19 protein-coding genes and 5 pseudogenes are annotated in these 22,991 nt (G+C 68.8%); 13 read left to right on the top strand and 11 right to left on the bottom strand.

Annotated features, from left to right (window positions below):
- Positions 1-6: 6 nt before the first annotated feature.
- The gene (locus tag AB0D59_RS42275; protein ID WP_362576601.1) at positions 7-1,101 is read right to left on the bottom strand and encodes a DUF1996 domain-containing protein; all 1,095 of its coding nucleotides are present in this window, start codon (positions 1,099-1,101) and stop codon (positions 7-9) included.
- A 614-nt stretch (positions 1,102-1,715) separates the two neighbouring features.
- Here AB0D59_RS42275 and AB0D59_RS42270 point away from each other — a divergent pair.
- The 4 genes from AB0D59_RS42270 (at position 1,716) to AB0D59_RS42255 (ending at position 6,861) form a co-directional block, all read left to right on the top strand.
- Positions 1,716-2,387, top strand: a complete 672-nt coding sequence (locus AB0D59_RS42270; RefSeq protein ID WP_362576600.1) for a lysophospholipid acyltransferase family protein — start codon at positions 1,716-1,718, stop codon at positions 2,385-2,387.
- A gap of 760 nt (positions 2,388-3,147) precedes the next feature.
- On the top strand, positions 3,148-3,678 hold the full coding sequence (locus AB0D59_RS42265; RefSeq protein ID WP_362576599.1) for a (2Fe-2S)-binding protein: 531 nt from the start codon (positions 3,148-3,150) through the stop codon (positions 3,676-3,678).
- Between the two features lie 4 nt (positions 3,679-3,682).
- A complete protein-coding gene (locus tag AB0D59_RS42260) occupies positions 3,683-4,654 on the top strand; it encodes a xanthine dehydrogenase family protein subunit M (protein WP_362576598.1) in 972 nt (323 codons plus the stop codon).
- Positions 4,651-6,861, top strand: coding sequence for a xanthine dehydrogenase family protein molybdopterin-binding subunit (locus AB0D59_RS42255; RefSeq protein ID WP_362576597.1), 2,211 nt, complete (start codon positions 4,651-4,653; stop codon positions 6,859-6,861). The genes AB0D59_RS42260 and AB0D59_RS42255 overlap by 4 nt, the downstream gene beginning before the upstream one ends.
- Before the next feature lies 1 nt (position 6,862).
- On the opposite strand, the gene AB0D59_RS42250 is transcribed toward AB0D59_RS42255, so the two are convergent.
- Complete coding sequence (locus tag AB0D59_RS42250; RefSeq protein ID WP_362576596.1) at positions 6,863-7,210, bottom strand: helix-turn-helix domain-containing protein; 348 nt, start codon at positions 7,208-7,210, stop codon at positions 6,863-6,865.
- A gap of 547 nt (positions 7,211-7,757) precedes the next feature.
- Here AB0D59_RS42250 and AB0D59_RS42245 point away from each other — a divergent pair.
- Positions 7,758-8,147: a VOC family protein gene (locus AB0D59_RS42245; protein ID WP_362576595.1), complete on the top strand. Its 390-nt coding sequence runs from the start codon at positions 7,758-7,760 to the stop codon at positions 8,145-8,147.
- Between the two features lie 367 nt (positions 8,148-8,514).
- On the opposite strand, the pseudogene AB0D59_RS42240 reads toward AB0D59_RS42245, so the two are convergent.
- Positions 8,515-9,731: pseudogene (locus AB0D59_RS42240) on the bottom strand (IS3 family transposase).
- A gap of 32 nt (positions 9,732-9,763) precedes the next feature.
- On the opposite strand from AB0D59_RS42240, the gene AB0D59_RS42235 reads away from it, so the two are divergent.
- On the top strand, positions 9,764-10,210 hold the full coding sequence (locus tag AB0D59_RS42235; RefSeq protein WP_362576594.1) for a reverse transcriptase/maturase family protein: 447 nt from the start codon (positions 9,764-9,766) through the stop codon (positions 10,208-10,210).
- A gap of 15 nt (positions 10,211-10,225) precedes the next feature.
- Here AB0D59_RS42235 and AB0D59_RS42230 read toward each other — a convergent pair whose 3' ends face one another.
- The 3 genes from AB0D59_RS42230 to AB0D59_RS42220 form a co-directional block, all read right to left on the bottom strand.
- Entirely contained in the window at positions 10,226-11,059 is an 834-nt protein-coding gene (locus AB0D59_RS42230) for a hypothetical protein (protein WP_362576593.1), read from the bottom strand.
- Between the two features lie 611 nt (positions 11,060-11,670).
- Positions 11,671-12,108, bottom strand: a complete 438-nt coding sequence (locus tag AB0D59_RS42225) for a hypothetical protein (protein WP_362576592.1) — start codon at positions 12,106-12,108, stop codon at positions 11,671-11,673.
- Between the two features lie 941 nt (positions 12,109-13,049).
- A complete protein-coding gene (locus tag AB0D59_RS42220; RefSeq protein ID WP_362576591.1) occupies positions 13,050-13,457 on the bottom strand; it encodes a hypothetical protein in 408 nt (135 codons plus the stop codon).
- Between the two features lie 499 nt (positions 13,458-13,956).
- Between AB0D59_RS42220 and AB0D59_RS42215 the strand changes: the two are divergent.
- A pseudogene (locus tag AB0D59_RS42215) lies at positions 13,957-14,734 on the top strand (sigma factor-like helix-turn-helix DNA-binding protein); the annotation flags it as partial.
- A 700-nt stretch (positions 14,735-15,434) separates the two neighbouring features.
- Here AB0D59_RS42215 and AB0D59_RS42210 read toward each other — a convergent pair.
- Entirely contained in the window at positions 15,435-16,367 is a 933-nt protein-coding gene (locus tag AB0D59_RS42210) for an aldo/keto reductase (protein WP_362576590.1), read from the bottom strand.
- Between the two features lie 49 nt (positions 16,368-16,416).
- A complete protein-coding gene (locus AB0D59_RS42205; protein ID WP_362576589.1) occupies positions 16,417-17,277 on the bottom strand; it encodes an aldo/keto reductase in 861 nt (286 codons plus the stop codon).
- A gap of 276 nt (positions 17,278-17,553) precedes the next feature.
- Here AB0D59_RS42205 and AB0D59_RS42200 point away from each other — a divergent pair.
- The 4 genes and pseudogenes from AB0D59_RS42200 to AB0D59_RS42185 form a co-directional block, all read left to right on the top strand.
- Positions 17,554-17,748: pseudogene (locus AB0D59_RS42200) on the top strand (IS630 family transposase); the annotation flags it as partial.
- A gap of 141 nt (positions 17,749-17,889) precedes the next feature.
- Positions 17,890-18,126 (top strand): hypothetical protein, encoded by a 237-nt coding sequence (locus tag AB0D59_RS42195; RefSeq protein ID WP_362576588.1) that lies wholly within the window; start codon positions 17,890-17,892, stop codon positions 18,124-18,126.
- Complete coding sequence (locus tag AB0D59_RS42190; RefSeq protein ID WP_362576587.1) at positions 18,126-18,506, top strand: toxin Doc; 381 nt, start codon at positions 18,126-18,128, stop codon at positions 18,504-18,506. The genes AB0D59_RS42195 and AB0D59_RS42190 overlap by 1 nt, the downstream gene beginning before the upstream one ends.
- Positions 18,507-19,705: 1,199 nt before the next feature.
- A complete protein-coding gene (locus tag AB0D59_RS42185) occupies positions 19,706-19,987 on the top strand; it encodes an AMP-binding protein (RefSeq protein ID WP_362576586.1) in 282 nt (93 codons plus the stop codon).
- Positions 19,988-20,303: 316 nt separating this feature from the next.
- On the opposite strand, the gene AB0D59_RS42180 is transcribed toward AB0D59_RS42185, so the two are convergent.
- The 3 genes and pseudogenes from AB0D59_RS42180 to AB0D59_RS42170 form a co-directional block, all read right to left on the bottom strand.
- Complete coding sequence (locus tag AB0D59_RS42180) at positions 20,304-20,876, bottom strand: S1 RNA-binding domain-containing protein (RefSeq protein WP_362576585.1); 573 nt, start codon at positions 20,874-20,876, stop codon at positions 20,304-20,306.
- A gap of 46 nt (positions 20,877-20,922) precedes the next feature.
- Positions 20,923-21,048, bottom strand: a complete 126-nt coding sequence (locus AB0D59_RS42175; protein WP_362576584.1) for a hypothetical protein — start codon at positions 21,046-21,048, stop codon at positions 20,923-20,925.
- A 331-nt stretch (positions 21,049-21,379) separates the two neighbouring features.
- A pseudogene (locus tag AB0D59_RS42170) lies at positions 21,380-21,760 on the bottom strand (integrase); the annotation flags it as partial.
- Here AB0D59_RS42170 and AB0D59_RS42165 point away from each other — a divergent pair.
- Positions 21,654-22,184 (top strand): annotated as a pseudogene (locus AB0D59_RS42165) (SDR family oxidoreductase); the annotation flags it as partial. The pseudogenes AB0D59_RS42170 and AB0D59_RS42165 overlap by 107 nt on opposite strands.
- Positions 22,177-22,608 (top strand): SDR family oxidoreductase, encoded by a 432-nt coding sequence (locus AB0D59_RS42160; protein WP_362576583.1) that lies wholly within the window; start codon positions 22,177-22,179, stop codon positions 22,606-22,608. The pseudogene AB0D59_RS42165 and the gene AB0D59_RS42160, both read left to right, overlap by 8 nt.
- The last annotated feature ends 383 nt before the right edge of the window (positions 22,609-22,991 follow it).

The raw sequence follows: 22,991 nt of genomic DNA, 5'->3' as shown, positions 1-22,991 counted from the left end.
AACTCCTCAAGGCAGTCGGTAGTGCTCGTCGAGCGCGGCGCCCGCCTCCGGGTGGGTCTCGTCGTAGCCGCGCGCGTCGCACTGGAGCCCGCCGACGACGCAGTGGTCGACCAGGGCCTTGAGCGTGGGGGCGTCCCAGGCGTTGAAGAAGTCGTAGTGGAAGCTGTGACCCGTTCCGCTGGACAGCCGCACCTTCGACATGTCGCCGTTGACCGGGAAGGCCATCTTGAACTCGATCATCGGCAGCGCCACCGGGTGGTCTGCCGGGCACATGTTGTCGTTCGTGCCGGGCTTGACCACGGGGTAGGCCATGTGGCTCTTGTGGTCGGGGGTGTCGAGGTACTTGCCGTCCCAGCAACTGGGCGCCTGGAAGCGGATGTTGAGTTGGACGTCCGCGCGGTCGGGGCAGGTCGCCGGGAACTCGGTGTTGAAGTAGCTGTCACCGCACTCCCAGCCCTCGACGAAGCCGGGGTGGTGCCGGAACTCGTCGGCGCTCTGCATGGGGCTGCCGACGACGAAGCGCAGGCCCTTGGGGAAGGGCCGGACGCTGGTGTAGTCGGTGACGCCGGCCTTGTAGTAGATGACCTGCGGGCCGACGGGCAGGATCTGCTGGTCGCCGTTGTAGAGGGTGGGCATCCAGTAGCCGGACAGGTCGCCGGGGGCCTTGCACGTGGTGCCGCCGGCCGACAGCGAGGCGGTCGTGCTGTTGGCGTCGGTCGTCGTGTTGCCCATGAAGGTGTGGTCGTGGGACTTGCCCGGCTGCTGCGGGTAGACGATGGGGTCGTCCGGCCTGGTGTGGGTGACCGAGCAGTTGGCCTGGAACTCGTGGAAGTAGCGGTGCGGCGGATCCTGGGTGGACGGCGTCACGCCGGTGACGGGCGGGTTCGCGGGGATGTAGCCGTCGCCGTCCGGATCCTCCGGGGAGTTGGCCGTGGACGCCGCCATCGCATGACCGGAGTGGGCGGCCGCGAACGACTGCGCGGCGGCGCTGTGCGGTGCGGGCGGCCCGGCGCTGACGGCGACGCCGCCGAGGCCGAGCGAGGTCAGCAGGAGCGCGCCGGTGATCAGCGTGGCTGACAGGCCTTTCGATCTCCGTGGCATGGAGACCTCCTCCTGAACGGTGGGGGTGTCAGAGGTCGTCGCCGGGAGTCCCCATGACGTGACGTCAGGCGAGCTGAAGTGGGGGCGCCGGGAGACGTTCGGGAGAGCGCTCTCCCGCCGAGGAGTGTTGAGGGCATGTCATCAAGGTGTCAAGGGATCCGGCAGAAGAGGACCCGGAAAGATTTCAGCTTCAGAGGGCTTGCCGAGCGTCGAAACTCATTAGTTAAATCAAGTCATGAACTAAGCGCAGCCGCAGCGTCCTTGGTGTGCTCTGCGGTGGCGCCCTGCAGGCTCCCCTCCCAACGCAACCGCCGAGACCCCGATGAGACTCAGATCCGTTGGCGTCGCCATCGCTGCCAAGCGACGATGCCCGCCCTTCCCGTTCCCCGGCCGACCACTTGCCGTCGATCGGTTCGGAGGCCGCATCGAGGGGCGGCCCCGATTCACATCGCCCTCATCGGTTGCGCCACTTCCAGGGCGGAGGCGCAGTTCATCCGGAATGATGCCGCCCGGGTTGAGTACCGGGCACCGGTGGAGCTGAGTAGTTGCGCTCACGCCCCGGCCCCAGCCGGCCCTCAAGGATGAAGATCTCATCATTGAGACCGGGAGACCTCATGCTCAGCCGCCTTGCCGACGTCCTGCTGCCGGCCGTCGGCCGACTCACCGTGACCGCCGACACCGGTGCCGCCTTCGCGCCCGGCAGCATCATCGTCGTCAACCACACCTCCCTCGCCGATCCGGCCATCGTTCTGGCCGCGCTGCGCCGCCTGGGCGCCGAGCCGGCCGTCATGGCGGCCGCGGGCCTGTGGCGCATCCCCCTGCTGGGTCGCGCGCTCGCCCGCGAAGGGCACATCCCGGTACACCGCAACGACCGCCGTGCTGCTCGCTGCCTCGACCTCTCCGCAGCCGCCCTGGGTGAAGGACGCATGGTCCTCATCTACGGCGAAGGCAGACTCCCGCTCCGCACCGACGCCGCCGAAGCCGCGCCCGCCGCCTTCCGCAGCGGCCTGGCGCGGCTGGCCGAACGCACCGGCGCCCGCGTCGTACCCGTCGGCCAGGCAGGAGCCCGGCGCATCACCTCGGGCAGGACCGGCAGGCAGATCGCAGGGCTGGTCACCGCACCACTGCGCCGCCCGTCCCTGCACGTCCACGTCGGGGCACCGATCACACTCACCGGTGACCGGGCAGCGTGTACCGCACAGGCCCACGGCGCGGTGACGGCCGCATGGAGGACGGCGGCCGGACACCTCGGCGAGCCTGCCGCACCGGCAGCCCGTCGAAGCTGACCGGCAAGGCGCTGACGCATTCCGTACGACGGTTCCATCGCGCGCATGGTCGCGACCGGCTCACTACCGGTCGGCCTGCCCGACAGCGTTCCGTGGCGCGACCAGAGGTTCCCCTGCGAGCCCTTGGAGGGCCGCTCTTCCCCTGTTTGAGACGAACTGGTCGCGCGACTGCACGCGTTCAACCTGAGCCGTGGTCGTCGCCGACTCCGCGACCAGGTTCGGGCCGAGGGGGCCACTGCAGCAACCAAAACCGGTCGCGCAGGCAGTCCAGCTTCTCGTAGCCGCCGCTTCGATTCGCTGCGCTTCCGGACTGGCAGCCATCCGGCGCCGATCGCGGCGCACCAGCGTGATCACCGCGGCGGCCACGACGGACACGAGGGCTATCGCAGTTATCACCAGGTAAACCATCGTCACCCGTACTCGCCCCAGACCGCTCATCACGATCCGGGTCCCGGCGCTGATCACCGAAGACTCCCCAGGCGCCGTACCCATTCGGCTGTCGCCGTAGACCGGATACTGAGCAACTGCTCACTGTCGGCCACCATCGTCACGACGACGGTGCTCGCGCCAGCCCGGAATCCCCCGGTTGTCTGCGTTTCGAGGCATCGAGCTGGACCGCCGGAACAGGGAGCGTTCTCCCTCGGGAAGAGGACCGCACCTCCAGGGCAGGCGAACAAGACGATCCGGTTCTAACATCGGACAGATACCGCTCCGGACGGTGAAGCGTTCCCCCTGGGCTGGCTCGAAGAACTGAGGCGCTATGAAGTACGTCGAGACCACGGCGCGCCCCGGACAGGCAGCTTCCGGCATTCCCGATGTGGACGTCACTCTGCACGTCAACGGCGATGTCTGTCGCCTGCGGATCGATTCCCGAGTGACACTCCTCGACGCACTGCGCGACCACCTCGGTCTCACAGGAGCCAAGAAGGGCTGTGACCAGGGTGCCTGCGGCGCCTGCACCATCCTCGTCGAGGGAAAGCGCATCGTCGCCTGCCTGGCGCTGGCGGCCCAGTACGAGGGGCAGGAGATCACCACCATCGAGGGGCTGTCCGACAACGACGAGCCGCACCCGATGCAAGCGGCGTTCGCGCGGCACGACGCCTTCCAGTGCGGCTACTGCACTCCCGGGCAGATCATGTCCGCCGTCTCCTTGATGGCCGAGGGCCGGGCCCGCAGCGACGAGGACGTGTGTGAGTTCATGAGCGGCAACATCTGCCGCTGTGGCGCGTATCCCAACATTCGCGCGGCGATCCGCGAGGTCGCGTCGGAGGGAAACGATGCATCCCTTTGAGTACGTGCGCGCTTCCGCCGCCGACGAAGCGATCGCGACCGTGTCCCGCGACCGGCACGCGTCGTACCTCGCCGGCGGGACGACCCAGCTGGACCTGATGAAGGACGGCGTCCTGCGCCCCGAGCGCCTGGTCGACATCACCAGGCTGCCGCTCAGGGGAATCATGCGCACGGCCACGTCGGTGCACGTCGGGGCGCTGACCACAATGGAGGAGCTCGCCGCGGACCCTGCCCTGAACGAACGGCTCCCGTTCGTTCGGGAGGCCCTGCTGCTCGGCGCGTCGACGCAGCTGAGGAACATGGCCACCATCGGCGGCAACCTGCTCCAGCGCGCCCGGTGCCGCTACTTCAGGGATCCGGCGGTCGCCGCGTGCAACAAGCGGAACCCGGGATCGGGGTGCGCCGCGATCACCGGCGCCCAGCGCATGCACGCGATCCTCGGCACCAGCGCGCACTGCATCGCCCTGCACGCCTCGGACGTCGCCGTCCCCCTGGTGGCACTCGACGCGGTCGTCCGGATACAGGGCGAGGACGGCCCGCGCTCCGTCCCGCTGACCCAGTTCTACCTCCCGCCCGGGACCACACCCGACGTCGAGAACATGCTGAGGCACGGTGAGCTGATCACCGAGGTCGAGATCCCTCTGCTTCCCGAAGGGACCCGGTCCCACTATCTGAAGGTGCGCGACCGCGCCTCCTACGAGTTCGCCCTCACGTCCGCGGGCGTGGCCGTACGACTCGACGGCGACGTGATCACCGAGGCCCGGATCGCGCTGGGCGGTGTGGGCACGATCCCCTGGCGGGCCTGGGGCGCGGAGAGCGTGCTGCGTGGCTGCCGGGTGAACGGCGAGAACTTCAGGACGGCCGCGGAGGCCGCCCTGGAGGGCGCCAGGACCCTGCCGGGAACCGCGTTCAAGGTCGAGCTGGCCAAACGCACGCTGGTCCGCACCCTCGAAACCGTCGCGGGAGGCCACCCATGACGAGCCTCGCAACACCCACCTCCGTCGGAGCTGGCCTCGACCGGGTGGACGCCCCCCTGAAGACCACGGGGACGGCGCACTACCCCAACGACTTCAGCTACCCGGGGCTGGTGCACGCCACCCTGGTGGGCAGCACGATCGCGGCCGGACGCATCCGCGGCATCGACGCCTCCGCCGCACAGGCGGCCCCGGGCGTCATCACCGTCATCACGCACCTGACGGCGCCACGGCTGGAACGTGGACCCATGACACTGCTCGGGCAGTCCCCGCCGGCCCCCCTGCAGGACGACCGGATCCTGCACTACGGGCAGCACATCGCCGTCGTCGTCGCGGACAGCCCGGAGCGGGCCCGGTACGCCGCCTCCCTCGTGCGCGTGACGTACGAACCCGCCGATCCGCTCCTCGACGTACGGGACCCCCGGGCGGAGGTCGTCGAGAACCCGTGGGGGCGGGACACCCGGCGTGGAGACGTGGCCGCGGGCTTCGACCGGGCCGACGTGGTGGTCGAGGGGGAGTACAGCACCCCGGACAACACCAACAACCCGCTCGGGCTCATGACCACGATCGCCTCGTGGCACGGCGACTCCGTCACCATCCACGACTCCACCCAGTGGCCCCACAACGTCCGCACCTCGATCGCCCGGATCTTCGGCATCCCCGAGAGCGGCATCCGGGTCCTCGCGCCCTTCGTGGGCGGCGGCTTCGGCGCCGGACTGCGGGTGTGGTCGCACACCGTGCTGACCGTCCTGGCGGCACGTGAGGTGAAGCACCCGGTCAAACTGGTGCTGACGCGCCCGCAGATGTTCACCTCGGTCGGTCACCGCCCCAACAGCGTCCAGCACGTCAGGATCGGCGCCACCTCGTCCGGTGACCTGGTCGCGATCGAGCACCACGGACTCTCCTCGGTGGCGATGGAGGACGACGACTACGAGCCCGTCTCCCTGTGCTCGGCGGTGTCCTACGCCTGCCCCAACGTCGTGACACGCGACCGCCAGGCCAGGCTCAACATCCCGTGCCCGGGATCCATGCGCGCGCCCGCGGAGGCGCAGGGGAACTTCGCCCTGGAATCCGCGATCGACGAACTGGCCCACACCCTCGGCATCGACCCGCTCGAACTGCGCCTGCGCAACTTCGCCTGTACCCACCCCGTGCTCGGCCTGCCGTGGTCGAGCAACTCCCTGCGGGAGTGCTACACCGAAGGCGCCGAGAGGTTCGGCTGGTCCCGTCGCACACCGGGCATCGGCTCGCTGCGCGACGGCCGGTGGCTGGTCGGCTACGGCATGGCGAGTGCGTCGTACCCCTTCTACCAGGTGCCCTGCCAGGCGCGGGCATCGGTGCGCCGCGACGGATCGGCCTATGTGCGCAGCGCCGCCACGGACATCGGCACCGGCACGTACACGGTCATGACACAGCTGGCGGCCGAACTCCTGGGCCTGGACATCGGGAAGGTCCGCTTCGACCTCGGCGACTCCGACATGCCCTACGCCCCGCAGGCCGGGGGGTCCGGGCTGACCGGGGCTCTGGCGAACGCCGTTCACACGGCTTGCCGCAACCTCGTCGGGGCGTTCCTCGACGTGGTGCGGGACGACGACGCCTCCCCGCTGCGAGGCGCGGAGCCGGACGAGGTGCAGGTGGCCGACGGCCGCCTGCACCTCGTCGACGATCCCGGCGCCGGCGAGGCCTATGCTGACATCCTCGCCCGTCACGGCCTGGAGGAACTCAGTGCGGACGGCCGCAGCACACCGCCCGACGCCCAGCGGCTCGGCATGGCCACCGCCGGCGCCTTCGGCGCCAAGTTCGTCGAGGTGCGCATCGACCCGCAGCTCGGGCTGTTGCGCGTCGCGCGCGTCGTGTCGGCGATCGACGGCGGCCGCATTCTCAACGAGAAGACCGCCACCAGCCAGATCGTCGGCGGCACCGTCGGAGGCATCAGCCAGGCGATCTTCGAGGAGACCGTCACCGACGCCGGGACGGGACGCATCGCCAACGCGACGTTCGGCGACTACCTGGTGCCGGTGAACGCGGACATCCCTGACATGGAGGTCATCTTCTGCGGCGGGGCCGACCGGGCGACCGAGGTCGGCACCAAGGGCATCGGCGAGGTCGGACTGGTCGGCCTCGCCGCTGCCATCGGCAACGCCGTACACCACGCGACGGGCCGCCGTCTGAGGTCGCTTCCGTTCACCATCGACCAGCTGATGCTCTGAATCAGCAGGCCGCGCAGGCCGCGGAGGCCAGCCGGTCGGTGGTCCGGGAGCCGGAGCGCTTCGTGCTCCAGTGGGCGAGCGGTATGAGGGCGGCCACCAGGGTCTCGCCGTCCGGTGCCAGCCGGTACTGGATCTGCATGGGCGTGCTGGGGATCACCGTGCGTTCGATGAGGCCCGCCGCCTCCAGTTCCTTGAGCCGCTGCGAGAGCAGGCGGTCGGAGATCCCCTCGATCACCGCGCGGTATTCGCCGAAGCGCCTGGCACTCTGGCCGGCGGCGTGCAGCACCGAGCCCGTCCAACGGCGGCCGATGAGTTCGAGCAGACGCTGCCGACCTCCCTCGCCGGCCACGTGCACGTACGGTCGCGGGACCCCTGAACCAGCCGTGGCAGCCCTTCGCGCTGCTGCCGACGGCTCCCGCACGGGCACCCGGTCGCTCCAGGAACTGGTTTAGGAGGCGTAGGCCTTGCGTTCCTTGGCGTTCCAGGGCAGGCGCCGGAGTCCCAGGCCTCGGCGAGCGGACCGGGTGGTCAACGTCCAGCTCGCTTGCAACGTCGAGACAGCGGTCGTCGTACAGCTGCCGCCGCTCAGCGCGCACTTCCCGCCGACCTCGGGGGCGGTGACGGCTTCCTCCGGAAGGAGCTCGGGGCCGGTGTCAGCGAGGCCGACGAACCACAGCTCAGCAAACCGACTCTCGCCAGGCTCGAATGACCCACCACTACCCCGTTGATGACCATGCATGGCACGTGACACTCCGCCAGACGACGCCGTGTCACTCACTCCAGGATGACAACTCCGAGTTGAGAGACCTTCGGTCAGCGAACCCCGACGAGAACGGACATCCCTGGTCAGTGTCCCGCTGCTGAGTGGCCTTGCGCTCTCCTGGGAGGATGTGGGCATGGCAGACACACCTATGCAGGTCAATGCCCTCATCATCGATGCCACCGACCCTGAGCGCCTTGCCGCGTTCTGGTCCGAGTTGCTCGGCAGGCCGGTCGTGGGCCGTACGGGCCCCTACGTATGGCTGCGGCGAGAGAGCGGCCTCGGTCTGGGCTTCCAGCAGACCAGCGACCCCAAGTCGGGCAAGAACCGGTTGCACTTCGACATCTCCTCACCCAACCCCGCCGCCGAGCAGAAGCGGGTCGAGAGGCTCGGCGGGCGCAGACTGGAGCAGTACGCCGATGGCGGGTTCCTGGTGATGGCGGACCCTGAGGGTAACGAGTTCTGCATCATCCCCGAGGACGCCTTCGAACTTGACGACGAGGGGCGCGCGGACTACCTCGGCTGACCGGCCTGGGGACATGTACCCGAGCCCAACAACCTTCCCTACGTTGTCCTGCGGGACGCGGTGAGCCCTTCGTATGGTCCATCCACTCAGAGGGGCCGGGTGTGGCCTCCAACGTCTGCCGTTCGAGGCTTCCATCGCTTGGCCGCCCGGCGCCCCACGACGACCCGGCTGCCAATCAGGAATTACGGATGATCGTTCCGTAGGGAATCGACAGCGAGGTCAACCGGGGGAGGCACCCTCAGCGCACGGCACGGCGGCACCACCTGGCCGCGATCTGAGCCGGCATCGACGCAGGCAAGACCCCACTTCACTGCCTGCGATCCATGAGAGCGGCCTGAGGCGTCCCCCGGAGCGTGGACACGGGGGCTCATGCTGCGAGTGTGAGTTTACGTTCTCTCTGCTGTTGTTGTTCGAACTCGGCTGGCGAGAGGTAGTTCAGGGCACTGTGGCGCCTGCGGGCGTTGTAGTACGTCAGCCACTGGAAGATTTCCAGCCTCGCCTGACGCATCGTCGAGAACAGTCTCTTGTACATCGTCTCTCTTGAGTCCCTGCCAGAACGACTCGGCGAGGGCATTGTCATAACTCGAGCCGACCCGGCCCATGCTCCTGCGGATTCCGAAACCCTCGCAGACCTGCGCGAACGCGGCCGACGTGTACTGCGAGCCGCCGTCGGCGTGAAAAATCACCCCTCCCACGCGGCCACCGCGGGTCGCCACCGCCATCTTCAGGGCGTCGATGACCAACTCCGTACGCACGTGCGAGGCCATCGACCAGCCGATCACCCGACGTGAACAGATGTCCAGGACGCAGGCGAGATACAGCCACGACCCGCCGACCTGCATGTATGTGATGTCGCCGCACCACTTCTCATTCAACTTCCGGGCATGGAAGCCGCGTTGGACGAGGTCTGGGGCGGGTGGCGCGAGCCGATCGGGGACCGTGGTGCGCTTGCGGCGCCGCAAGTGGCGGCCCTCGAGCCGGTTGATGCGCATCAGACGCTCGACGCGCTTGCGGTTGACCGTATGCCCGAAGCCGCGCAGCTCGGCATGGATGCGCCGGACTCCATAGGTGCCCTTGTGCTCGGTATGGATCTCACGGATCTCCACGAGCAGGGCGTCGTCGGTGTCCTGCCGCTCCCGACGGGCCTTCGCGCCGGCGAGCCACCGGTAGTAGCCCGAGCGCGAGACCCGAAGGACCCGGCATGTCCGCTGAACGCCGAAGGTCTCTGCGTGGGCGGAGACGAAGTCCCAGCGGCGGGTCTTCACTTCATCTCCTTCGCGAAATAGGCGGCTGCCCGGCGCAGGATCTCCCGCTCGAGTTCCCGTTCCTTCTCCGCCTTGCGCAGTCGGCCGTTCTCCGCGTGCAGCCGGGCCAGTTCCTCGTCCCGGCTTCCGCGCCCTTCTCACCACGTCCGTGATCACGGCCCGCGTGCTCGTCGGCCTGGCGAACCCAGCTCCGCAGGGTCTCGCCGGTCACCCCGACATCCGCCGCGACCGCCGCATACGTGCGCTTCCCACCCGCCGCACGGTACAACGCGACGGCATCGTTCCTGAACTCCACCGGATACGGAGACCTACGTCCCACCAGGACACCTTCCCTCGGACCTGCAAGATCCATTGTCAGAGTGTCCACACCACAGGGGTCACCTCACTCCCCAGGGCGGAATCCTCTCCCCGCTGCTGGCCGACATCGCGCTCAGCGCGCTGGACGAGTACTTCCACGCCCAGTGGCACAGCCTGATGAGCGGCAAATACCAGCGGGAGAAGCGCCGCAAGACGGGCACGGGGAACTGGCGCCTGGTCCGCTACGCGGACGACTTCGTCGTCCTGGTCAGCGGTCCGTCCCAGCGGGCCGAGGCCCTGCGCGAGCAGGTCGCCGAGGTCCTGGCCCCGCTCGGTCTGCGGCTCTCCGCCGAGAAGATCCGCTTGGTCCACATCGACGACGGCTTCGACCCAGGTCCGAGTCCGACACGAGCTGCGCCCCTTACTTCTCGGGACCACGGATTACGCGGGGCGCAAGGTCAGTCGGCTGGGCGGCATTGGCTCTCGCGGGACTCGCAGTGATGCGTGGGTGCCTCGCTAGCCGAGCCTTTGCAGCACCTCGGCGATGGTGGCCCGGTACGTCCGCAGGGCCTGCAGCCCGGCGGCGTAGCGGGCGCGGTGCCGTGTGATGTCCAGGGCCTGTTGCCGCGCCCGTGCAGCGTGCCAGAGCTCGGCCGTGTGGTGGCGGCGCTTGCAGGTGACGTCCGCGACGGCGGTGGCCCGCTCCTGCTGCGTATGCCGGGTGTTGCCGTCACTGCTCCGTTGCCAGGCGGTGTCCGTGTACGCCGCGACGGGGTCGGGATAGCGCGGGAATCCTTGTTCTGCCACACAGCGGGACCACACGTTCCAAGCCGCGCGGAGGCGCGGATCGCGCTTGACCGCCTTGTTGATCTCGACCGCACGTGTACTCGCGTAGAGCCAGTCCCGCTTGAGGTCGATGCCGCGCAGCAGCCGCTGGCTCGCGTTGGCGTTGCAGGCGGGGAAGTCCGCATACTCGGCGTTGGTCATCCGGCGGCCCTTGGGCCGGAAGGCCAGGGACTTGGCCGGGTCCCAGCCGTAGCCCCAGCGGTGGGCGGTGGCGAGATCCAGGACGCCGTAGTCGGAGCTGACCGCGGTGGCGACGATGGGGTCGCTCGGGAAACGGGGGTCGAGCGGGAAGTCCCGGTGGCCGCGCTCCGCCATGCACTGCCGGACCAGCAACGCCGATGCCTGCTGCGATCGCTGGTAGTCCTGCGGCGTGAAGTCGTAGCGGTCGGCCGGCAGGGGGCCGAGGTCCGACGCCGTACGGATGACCTCCGGGCGCCCGGGACCGGAGACGCAGACCGCCGCCAGCACCGCCACGACACCCAGTCGCCACCCCCGCCTCGTCATAGGAAGGGATGCTAGCGGGCGGCGTACAGCCGTCGGCCGTCGCCCCCGGCGCTCAACCACGCACGCCAGGAAGGCAGGTGACAGAGGGTTCGATCAGGCGACACCTACCGAGCAACTCTCCAGACCGACGTACCGCGGTCCTGGGGGAACCTCCACACTCCTTCGCGGGACTGCCACTCTGCCCAAGCCGCGATTCGGCAGGCCGGCGAAGTACGTCGGTTGACCGTTCTCGTACCAAGGAGGATCGCGTGCGGAGATCCCGGCCAACTGACCCGGCAGATTGGCCGGCCATCGCCATCGCAGGCGATCACCGGCGTCCAGATGCTCGCGGGGTGGGTCTCGTCCCACGACCGTGCGTAGGGCGCCGGGATCTTTGGGGAGGCCCGGTGCTGCGAGAGGAGCGTCAAGGGGCGGATGCGGCGTGAGGTGTTGGCGGAGCCAGTGCGGGGTTCGCGGCGGCGGTACTGGTAGGCGACCCAGCTATAACGAAGGACTGTATGCCCGGCTCACTGTGCTCGTGACAGGTCTGACGTGCCGGCGGTTGAGGCATGGGTGCGCAAGAGCGGCAACGCGTCCTGCGCGCCGCCGCCCTTGCCGGTGTCCGGCCTGGGTCAGCTGCTGAAGTAGAAGTAGTTCCAGGTGCCGTACGTGGTGGTGTTCACGTTGTCGCCCGAGGAGGGGTCGACGTACGAGGTGCGCACCCGGGCGCGTATGCCCGAGCTCCCGGGGTGGCCGAGGTTGACGATGGACTTGCCGTTGGTGCCGAGGGAGAAGTACTCCGAGTCCGTGGTGTACCACTTGCCGCCCGAGTAGACCTGGAGGTCCAGGCGCTCCTTGCGGCCCTTGTAGTAGGTCATCGTGGTGGTCAGCACGGCGTCGGTGTTCTTGTGGTAGTAGCGGTAGCGGGTCGAGCCGATCGTGCCGGTGCGGTAGTACTTGGACAGTGAGCTGGCGGTCTTCACGTGCGCGTAGGCGGTGGACTTGACGGTCCGGCCGGCGTAGCGGGCGTCGCCCTCGAAGACGACGGTCACGGCGGTGTCCCGGGACATGGTGACGGTGGCCGACAGGTTGCCGTGCGCGTCGGTCCTGCCCGTCTTCAGGAGCTTGTTCGGCTTGTCGCCGCCGGATGGGGCGGCTGGTGACCGGCCGCACGGAGTGCCTCGCGGGTCGTCGGTGGAGCCGAGAACCCGAACCGGGCGCGGGCGGAGAGGGCCAGCGTGCCTGCCGACGGACTCATCCGCTGAAGCAGTCACGGCCCGGCTGTCCGGTGGCCGGGTAGTAGCAGGCGCGGGGCTGGGCGCGCGAGTTGATCGTTTCGGAGTATCGGGTCACCGGGCTGACGGCGGAGGCGATCGATGAACTCGTGGCTGAGGTGGGGCTGTTGTGGCACGAACAACATCAGGCGCGCCTGGCGGCTCGGCCGCGGCGACGGCTGCGGGAGCCGGCGCGAATCACAGGTTCGTGTTCCTGGACCGGCTGTTGATCACCTGGTTGAGTCTGCGTCATGGCACCGCTCATGACGTGCCGGCCTGTTGCTCCGGCGTGGACCGCTCCAGGGTCACGTGTGCCATCGGCGAGGTGCGGCCCCTGCTCGCGCGGCGGGGCTCCACCATCGCGCCGGACGTCCGGCTGCGCACCCTCGCCGAGGTCGTTGAGTACCTGGGCGTCGACGGTCGGACGGGATCATCGACGGCACGGAGATCGGTGTGCGACGTTCGGCTGCCGGCCACTAGGAATGGGCACACCGTAGGGAACAACCCCGCGGGTGCGGGGAGCGGACTCTCACCCTGTGCCAGCCCCGGCGGTCGGGGAACTCTGGGCTTGAACGCTCAGCTGCACGCCCGCTGTTACCGGCGACGCACCTGAGCGCGGGAACGGATACGGACACTGATCCGGGGTCGGCACACCTCTACTTCCCTCGTGGCTTTCCCGCTTGACGTGTGCGACTTCGTGTCGCACTTCGAGGCGGTTGACCCCGCACATGTCGACGTCACAAGTCGTCCGGGCTCGCTGGGCCCGCGACGCACATCCCGGTCTCGTCCACTACGTAGATGATGTCGCGGGTGCCTACCGCCCCCTCTGCTTTGCCGGGCTCGGGGTCGATGACCGGGCAGACCGACTCCACTCCCCAGACGACCACCTTGTACGTCACAGGCCATGCGTGTTCTTCGGTCCACCCAAAGTAGGTACCGCCGCCCCCGCCCGGCGTTCGGTCAGGATCTCCCTCGACCACAACACCGCGCTCGCCGCATGACGGACAACCGAGCACGTGTGCATCCCAGGCCGACTCATTGACCAACCGCACCGGCAGTCCTTCATCGCCGGAACCTCCGCACCCCGTAACGAACATGGCAGTGATGCCCAGCGCGGCCAGCAGAGCGATACGTGGTCGTTTCACGCTCCGACAGGACACTGTGTTGTGACTGCCTGGTCTCAAAGATCCCACGCTCGGACTCCCCCGTGGTCACGGATCAGGGATGGATCATCGCAGGTGACAGGCCGATGAGCAACGGTCGGAGACTGCCTGCTGGTTCTGCGGCCGGTGGGCAGGGGACCGCAGACCGGCGGCCTTCAGACGTTGACGGCCGGCAGCCCCGCAAGCAGCCTGGCCGCCGCCGCATCGAACACTCGCGGCTTCCTCCATCCCGGTCCCGAAGCCATGTGGTCGAGCTCCCAAGGAACACCCGACCGCCGCCGAGGCCCAGCACGCTGGTGGCCCCACTCACCGGACTTGCCCTTGCGGGCGAGCGCGGCAAGGGCCGACCGCCGCCAGCGCCGCCGGCCTCCTGCGCACTCGCCCCGACCGGAGCCTCCAGCACTTGGCCGAGGACCCCGTTCTCCTCTGTGCGCGTGACCACTCGCGGGCGGAGTCGTGTCTTGCGCGACCGCGGCCGGACCAGGCCGCCTCCACCCGGCCCGGGTCGGCCAGGGCGTTCCTGCCGACCGTGGTCACCCGGATCTCGATCGAGGTGCTGCGCTCGGCCCGCGTGCGGCGGGAGGAGTATGTCGGACCGTGGCTCCCTGAACCGCTGCTGACCGACCCGTACGGATCCGGTGCCGTCGGCGGAGCTGGCGGACTCGGTGTCGATGGCGGCCCTGCTCCTGCTGGAGCGGCTCACCCCGCTGGAGCGCGCGGTCTTCGTGCTGAGGGAGGTGTTCGCCTTTGGCTTCCCGGAGATCGCATCGGCCGTGGGACGGTCGGAAGCGGCGTGCCACCAGCTCGCGGTGTGTGCACCCCGTCAGATGGACGCGGGCCGGGTCTCGTTCGAGGCGGACTGGAAGGAACGCGAGAAACTCGCCGAGCGCTTCTTCGACGCCTTCCGCGATGGAGACGTCGGCGGGCCGGCCGAACTGCTGGCCGCCGACGTTCACATGATCGGCGACAGCGGCGGCAAGGCCCCGCGGTTCAAGCCCGTCATCCTTGGCGCCGAGAACGTGCTCCGGGCGCTGGCGTCGTTTGTCCCGCTGGTGATCAGGAGCGGTGGCGTTGTCGAGCCGCAGGAGGTGAACGGCCGGCCGGGCTCGATCTTCCGCGACCGAGATGGCCAGGTCCTCAGCACCTGGGCACTTGACGCACCCGATGGTCAGATCCAGACGATTCGCACGGTGAACAACCCCGACAAGCTCGGCCACGTCGGCCCTGGACCGGACGCCTGGCAGGCCCTCAGGGAGGCGAACCAGGCACACCTGCCCGCGGATGACCGAGGAACAGGCCGCACTCCAGGGCTGGGATGCCCGGGCTGCTGCTTGGGCTCAGGCGACCGACGCAGCGCCGGAGCCGGTGACACTGATCTGCCTCGCGCGCAGCCGGTGACACGAACCGCGCCGACGCGGTGACAACCGCCGCGCCGGTCCACCCGACCCCCAGACCAACCTCGCCGGTCCGCTGCGTGACCACGAGCGACTGCCGGACACAGTCGACGCCGACGACTGGGCAAAGCCGAGGCCTTGCCCTCCGACGCGGCGGATCAGAGGCCTCCGCTGCCTGATCCGCCGCGTCGAGGACTCTGTCGACGACCTCTCTGACGAAGAACGCGCCGAGTCGACCGGGCCACGCCCTGGACCGAGGCGTCCGCGACCGCGTCGTCGATCTGGGCCTGCCCCGCAGCCGCCAGGAAACCGGGGCGGAAGTCCTGTTGGATCTGCGCAGCCCCGCAGGTTCCAGGTGAGTTGCGATGCAAGGCGACCGCGCAGCCGTCGCTGAACGTCATACCGCAGACGCCGTCCGGCCGGGCCGGGTGTGCCTGCGCCGGCTCGCCGAGAACCGCACAGTCGAGCGTGTGACAGGGAACCCGCGCGTGCGCGGCCAGCGTGGCGATGGTTTGCGCACCTGTGGCCCAGGACGCCTGTCCGCGCTGTCAGGTCGGGCCGACGGTCAGGGCACGATGTAGTTGGCGGCGCGGAACAGTTCGTACCATTCTGCACGGGTCAGTGGTACGTCCGATCCGAGGGCGGCGTCCGCGACGCGCTGCGGTGTGGTCGTGCCGATGACCACCTGCATCCGGGCGGGGTGGCGGGTGATCCAGGCCGTCGCGATGGCAAGGGGCGGCACACCGTACTTCGCCGCCAGGCGATCGATGACGGCGTTGAGCTCGGGGTGCCGCTCCGAGCCGAGGAACGGTCCGTCGAAGAAGCCGGTCTGGAACGGTGACCAGGCCTGCACGGTGATGTCGTGCAGTCGGCAGTAGTCCAGGAGCCCGTCGTCACGGCTGACCGACTGGTCCAGGCCCTGCATGTTGGCCGCGACGCCTTGCGCGACGAGCGGGGCGTGCGTGATCGACAGCTGGAGCTGGTTCGCCACCAGCGGCTGACTGACGTGGCGGCGCAGCAGATCGATCTGCCGAGGGGTGTGGTTCGAGACGCCGAAGGCCCGTACCTTGCCCGCCGTGGCGAGGTCGTCGAAGGCACGCGCGACCTCTTCGGGTTCGACCAGGGCGTCGGGACGGTGCAGCAGCAGGATGTCGAGGTAGTCGGTGCCGAGAGCCTTGAGTGAACCGTCCACTGACTCGATGATGTGTTCGTAGGAGAAGTCGAAGTAAGGGCCTTCGCGGACGATGCCGGCCTTCGACTGGATGATCAACTGCTCACGTTGCGAGGAGCTCAGCCGCATCGCCTCGGCGAAACGGCGCTCGCAGCCGTGCAGTTCGCTGCCGTACACGTCGGCGTGATCGAGGAACGTGATGCCGGCGTCCATTGCGGTGGCGAGGAGTTCGCGCACCTCGGCGTCGCTCTTGTCCTGGATGCGCATCAGGCCGAGCACGATGTTCGGGACGACCATGTCGGTGCCGGGCAGTTTGAACGTCTTCACGAGCGGGTCCTTGTTCGTAAGTGGGTATTCGGTGCCGGTACCGGGCGCCTCAGGCCGCCGACAGGCGGGAAATCTGCTCCGGGGTGAGCTTGACGTCGGTGGCGGCCGCTGAGTCACGGATGCTTTCGGGGCGAGAGGCCCCGGGAATCGGGACCACCACGGGCGCGAGGGCAAGCTCCCAGGCCAGGGTCACACGGTAGACGCTGACGCCCACCTCGTCCGCGATCTCGCGGAAAGCGGCGTGGTGCGACGAGAGTTCGGGCGCGTTCCCTATGCCGCCCAGTGGGCTCCAGGGAAGGAACGCGATCCCTAGTTCGGCGCAGTGTTCCAGCTCGCGCTGACTGGAGCGGAACCTGGGCGAGAACTGGTTCTGGACCGAGTCGAGGCGACCGCCCAGGATCTCGTTCGCCTCGTCGATCTGCTCCACGGTCGCGTTCGAGATTCCCGCCATGAGGATCACGCCCTCGTCGAGCAGGTCACGGATCGCACCGATCGAATCGGCGTACGGGACGCGCGGATCGGGGCGGTGGAACTGGTAGAGGCCGATCGCCTCGACGCCCAGGCGTTTGGCCGACTCCTTGGCGGCCCGCTTGAGATGGGCCGGATCGCCGTTCACGGTCCAGCTGCCGTCGCCGGGCCGCAGGTGACCCCCCTTCGTCGCGACGAGCACGTCGTCCGCTCCCCGGCCGTACGTGCGCAGAGCCCGGGCGATGAGCTCCTCGTTGTGTCCGACCTCGCCGGCGTCGCGGTGATACGCGTCCGCTGTGTCGATGAGTGTGACACCGGCGTCGAGCGCGGCGTGGATCGTTGCGGTCGATCTGTGGGCGTCGGGGCGGCCCTCGATGGACATCGGCATGCCGCCGAGCCCGATCGCCGAAACCGTCTGTCCGCCGATCGTGCGTTGCTTCATCGGACGTCTCCTCCGGGTGTGGAAGACAGGTGGTCGAGGTCTTCTCGTACGGAAGGCCTGCCTGGCCGAGCCTAGGAATCGATGATTCAGAGGTCCAACAGTTGTTGGTCATGGCATTGAGAAACGAAATCGATGAATGTATCTGCGCCAGATGCGATATGTGCTCGCACTTGCCGACGCGCGTCATGTGACCGGGGCCGCGGAACGCGAAGACGTGCTGCAGTCGGTTACGCACCGCCGGGGACACCCGCATGACCGTGCACTGAACGAGATCACGTGCGGGCGTCGGAGCGTGTACGCGTCCGCGAGATCGATGGCGACGAGGGGCGGCGCCTGCTGCGGACTGTCCGCCGCGGCACGGGATCGGTGGCGACCACCCGAAGTGCAAGGGGGGCGACCGGGAATCTTCAGCCTCCCGGGACGCCGGGAGATCAAGAAGATCGCAAGTCCGGGCCGGCCGAGCACGGCCTGCAGCTTTCGGCCCGGTGCCCGGCCACTCACGGTGGCCGAGTCCGGCGCCGGGCTCCTTGTCGCCGCCGCCGGGCCGGACGCTGAAGGGTCGGCCCGGTATCCCGCTTCACCGGCAGGCACCTACTAGGTACCCTCTCTGGTATGCCATCGCTGAACGTGTCCTTCACCGACGAGGAACTCGAAGGCGTGCGGGCCGCGGCCGCCGCCGAGGGCAAGAGCCTCAAGCAGTACCTGCACGACCTCGGAATCCGCGAGATGCAGCGCAAGCAGTTCGTCGCCGGCGCGACCGAATGGGCCGAGCGGCTGCGCGGCGAGTTCGACGAGGCCTTCCCCGACGAAGTGCCGCCCGCCGAACGTGACGGGGTTGCTGCCGCCTGATGCCGCCTCTCTACATCGACGTCTCCTGGCTGCTGGACGTCCAGGAGAGCGCGCTCGGCCACGACGACCTGACCGTGGCGGACTACTCCGCGCTGGTCGCCGCCGTCGCCCGCCACAAGACCCGGATGCCCACCCTCGCAACAGCCGACCCGGACACGGCCTGGCGCGCCGCAGTCCTCATGCACACGATCGTGCGCCTGGAGCCGCTCCCACACCGCAACAGCCTCTACGCCGCGTTCCTCACCGCCCAGTACATGGCCCAGGCAGGAGAAGGCATCGATCCCCCCTACGGCGCCTTGTCCGACCTGATCCGCAAGGTCCGCGACACTCGCATCAGCGTCCAGGACGTCGCCGACCAGTTGCGCACCTGGAGGCTCTAGGCGTCCCGGCCTGTACGGACACCACGGGCGGCGATCCGCCCGCCCGCCGCCCGCCGCCCGCCGCGCGCCGCCGGCCCGCACGTCGGGTTTACCCGGTGGCCGCAAGACTTCTGACATGACGTCTCTCGGCATACCGTTGAGGCGGGCGATCGCCTCGAGGGACGGATCCCCGACGGTCGCGCCGGCCCCTGACTACCGGGAGCGGAGGGTTCCCAGTCCGGGATATCGGCCGAGGAGGAGAGATGCTGGCGGGCGTGGAAGCCGCACCGGATGCTTCCCACAAGAGAGACGAACGCCAGGGGGAGGAGCGTCATCGTGGGTCATGGCCGGCGCCATTCTCCGGCGTCGGCACCGAGCACACCGGTGGCGAAGCAGGCCCCGGCAAACAGAGGGACGGGTACGAAATAGGCCGCTCCGGAGGCAGGTCCGTGACCGAGCGGTGTCGGTTTGACCCAACGCACGGGTCCTCCGGCGATGTTCGCGCCCCATCGCACGACAACTGCTGCCAGATTCCCGGAGGCGGGCGGTACGGGTAAGGACCGCAGCACCAGGGGCGGCTCTGCCTACCTCTGACAAGCCGGAAGGTATCGCTCACTGGTATCCCCCGATTCCGTCACTTGCCCGTATGACGGAAATACTGCACCTGCCTAACCGGACACAAGCGCCAACTAGGCGTATACGCCGACTGGTTGTCTATTGTGAGCATGATGGCTTGCGCACACGGAACCTCCTGGGTAAAGAAGCGACACGAACGCCACTGGAGCCTCCCCGACAGGCCGGGCCCGGGTGCAACGCGCGCCCGCCGCGCTCGGCGAGCCGCCAACCCGTACCGGTCAAGGTCGCGGCCGGTGTCCTGGCGGGCCCGCTGCCGGTGTGCCCCGGAGCCTCCCGCACCCCGGTCGCCGTCGATCCCGGTACGGCGGCCCGTGACCTGTCGCTCTGCTTCGACCTCCACGGCGAGGCGCTGAGCGGAGCCCTGGAGTACGACACCGGCCTCTTCGAGCCGGTGACCGCGCGGCGGCTGACCCGGCGTCTGGAACACCTGCTGGCCGCGGTCGCGGACGACCCGCACCGCCCGGTCGCCGACCTGCCAGTGCTCCCGCCCGAGGAGCGGGCTCTGGTGGTCACCGACTGGAACCGCACCGCGCGTGACTTCCCCCGGACCCGTACCGCCTCCTCATCTCTTCGAGGAACAGGTCATGTGTGCCCCGGGCGCGATCGCGGTGGAGCACGAGGACGAACGGCTCTCCTGCCGGGAAGTGAACCTGCGCGCGAACCGGCTGGCCCACCGGCTGATCCACGAAGGCGTGGGCCCCGACATCCCGCTCGGCCTCTGTGTGCCCCGCTCGATCGACATGGTGGTGTCGCTCATCGCCATCCTGAAGGCGGGCGGCGCCTACCTGCGGGGTCGGGGGCGAAGACGGGCTGCTCGGTGCTGGGGGTGCCGTCCAGCCAGCGGCCGTCCCCGCGGCACCCCATGACGCGCTCCTGCTCGTGGACGGTGTCGCGGTCCCAGAAGTCTGTGGCGAGGTGGATGATCCGTATGACTTGACAACTGCCCCGATCGCCCAGGCCGGTTCACCCTGATCGGATGTGATGACGGCACGCTCGGTGACTCCGGCTGCGGTGGTGGGGTTTCCACACCCTTCGGCGAAGTGGAAGGGATTCCGAGCCAGCCCTCTGCCGTTTTCGTGCCGTGGCCGCAAGGGTTCACCGGCCTGGGGAGTGTGCCTTCCTTTGACTGAGCAGACGTTCAGGAACAGTCGCGCAAGGGAACTGTCGCAGGAACGCAGCGCATCACACCCTGGCGGATGACCCTTGTCGTCGGGAGAGGGTTAGCCTGCGTCGCTCTCGGTCGATCTCGGTGACGACCACCGTGATCTTGTCGCCGACCTGGACGACGTCAGATGGAGTCTTCACGGGTTTCCAGGCGAGCTCTCGCAGGTGAACCAGTCCCTCCATTCCGTCGGCGACCTGGACGAAGACGCCGAACGGGATCAGCTTGGTGACCCGGCCAGGCAGTTTCTGCCCCACCGCGATGGTGTCGGCGAATACCTGAAAGGGGTCCGGCTGTAGGGCTTTCAAGGACAGTCTGGCCTCCAGGTTCCACGTGTCGAACTGGAGGAACTCGCATGAGACGCGCTGTCCAACCTGCACGACCTCGGAGGCTGCCTCGAAACGTCGCCAGGACAGTTCAGCGAAGGAGATGAACCCGACGCCGGGGAAGACCGGATGGTCGGGTCCATCGTCCAGCGCAACGAACACACCGAACCGTTCGATCGCGGTGACGGTGCCGGACAGGAACTCGCCGTGGTGCAGTGATTCCAGGAATGCCCAGAGTTCTGGGTTCTCAGAGGGTCCGCCCATCATGCTTCCAGCTTTTCATGAGGAGCTGCGCACTGGATGGGAAGTTCACTCACGCTGCGGCCTTGAGGGGACGTCCGCCCCAGTGGATGCCCTTCTCGCTGCGGATGCGGGCGCGTTCACGCCGACGAACGATCTGCTGCAGTTTCTGCCCCTCCTCGTCGGTGAGTCTGCGCACACGGGCAGCTTCCGCCACCATGCCTCCAGATGCCTCCAGCCGCCGGATCGGACGTCAGCACCCATCCAACCGCCACGATCACCAAAACGGCCAACCTGTGCGGTCAGAGCACTAGGTGTCCAAGTGGCAGGTGAGCCGTCGTCGGTAGTGCGCGCGTCTGGACTGTGCCTGGTGGAGCCTGCGCCAGATTGACCAGGCCAGAAGGTGGTGCGGCGGTGTGGCCGGTGCTTCGCCCAAAGCGTCCCGTCCCTGCTTGTCGTCGGCCATGGCAGGTCGGGGCATGCCGGGCAGCGGGGAGGGCCGCAGGACGAGTGTGGGATCTCGCCGCTCGCAGCAGCTCGGTGTAGTCGTCACCGCTGAGGCAGACCGGCAGGTAGCCGGTGCGGGAGACCAGCATGGCGTAGACCTCGTTCGGCGAGAGGGCCTTGCCCGGCAGGAACGGACTGCGCAGGGAGTCATGTGGGCGGGTCTGCCACCGGGCAACGACCCACTCGTGGAAAAGATCGGCGAGTTCAGCCATCGTCCAGGCGGCCTGGACGTCGCGGCCGCGCCGGGTGGTGTCGGAGCCGACGTATCCGGCGACGTGCTGGCAGAACAGGGTGTTGATGGACTCGAACGTCCGCTCCACGACTCCCTTGTCCGTCGGCGTGGCCGGCCGTGCGGGTTGGACGGAGATGCCCAGCGAACGGCAGGCCGCGACGAACGTGTCCGCGCGTACCTTCCAGCCGCGAAGGCGTGCGGCGAACAACATCGCTTGGTTCACGAGGGATTGGAGATTTCCGATGGCTGGAGACACGTTCACGGGCAAGGTCGTCATCGTCACCGGCGGTGGGTCGGGCATCGGCGCGGCCACCGCCCACCTCTTCGCCGCCGAAGGCGCTACGGTGGTGATCATCGGCCGGACGCGCACGAAGCTGGACAAGGTGGTGTCCGACGCGCCTGCGGGCTCGACGCTGATCGCCCGGGTCGGTGACGTCTCGGACGAGGAGGAGATCACCGGGCTGGTGGACGCCGTGGCCCGCGACCACGGCCGGTTGGACACTCTGGTCAACAACGCCGCCACCTGCGAGCCGTTGGGCGCCGTGTCCGACATCGACGCGACGGGCTGGCGACGTGTCATGTCCACCGATGTCGACGGGGTCTTCTTCGCCTCCAGGGCCGCGCTTCCGCATCTGCGCGCCGTGGGCGGCAGCATCGGTCAACGTCGGCTCGGCATCCGGGCTCGGCGGCGACTGGGGGCTGGCCGCCTACGACGCCGCCAAGGGCGCGGTGACCAACCTGACCAACGCGATGGCGCTCGACCACGGCGCGGAAGGCATCCGGGTCAACGCCGTCCACCCCAGCATGATCTCCACCGACATGACCGCGGGATTCCTGCAGAACGGCGCGATCGTCGCCGCCGCGCTCAACCGGGTACCGCTGCAACGCTTCGGCGATCCAGCCGAGGCGGCTTCCGTCATCACGTTCCTGGCCAGTCCGGCGGCGAGCTACGTGAACGGAGCCCACATCCGCGTCGACGGCGGCCTCGGCGCCTCGAACGGCAATCCGCACCTCGCGTGACGACTGCCGGGGCGGCGTCCGCCACAGGGGTCTCCGATCTTGGCGCGGGTGTGCTCGACGTGTTCCGGCAGGAGCTCGAAGTCGGGGGCCGGGCAGATGTCGCGGGCCCTCCGCGGCACCGTGACCACGCGGCTGCACAACGACGTCCTCACCTCCGGCACCGGCACCGGCACCGGCACCGGCACCGGACCGGCCGTGGCCGACCCGGACGTCGAGATCGCCCTCACCGAGGCCGACCTGTGCGGCCTCCCGCTCGGCACGCTCACCCTGACCGACCTGGCAGCCCGCGACACCGTCGAGTACACCGGAGCCCCGGCAAACTCACCAAACTCTTCGGCCATCTCGGCACACCCGACCCGGACTTCGCCCTTCGCGCTCACCTC

Source organism: Streptomyces sp. NPDC048417 (genome assembly GCF_040651615.1).
GTDB lineage: Bacteria > Actinomycetota > Actinomycetes > Streptomycetales > Streptomycetaceae > Streptomyces.
The sequence above is the reverse complement of the archived record's forward strand: the minus strand, read 5'-3'. Positions and strand labels throughout refer to the sequence as shown.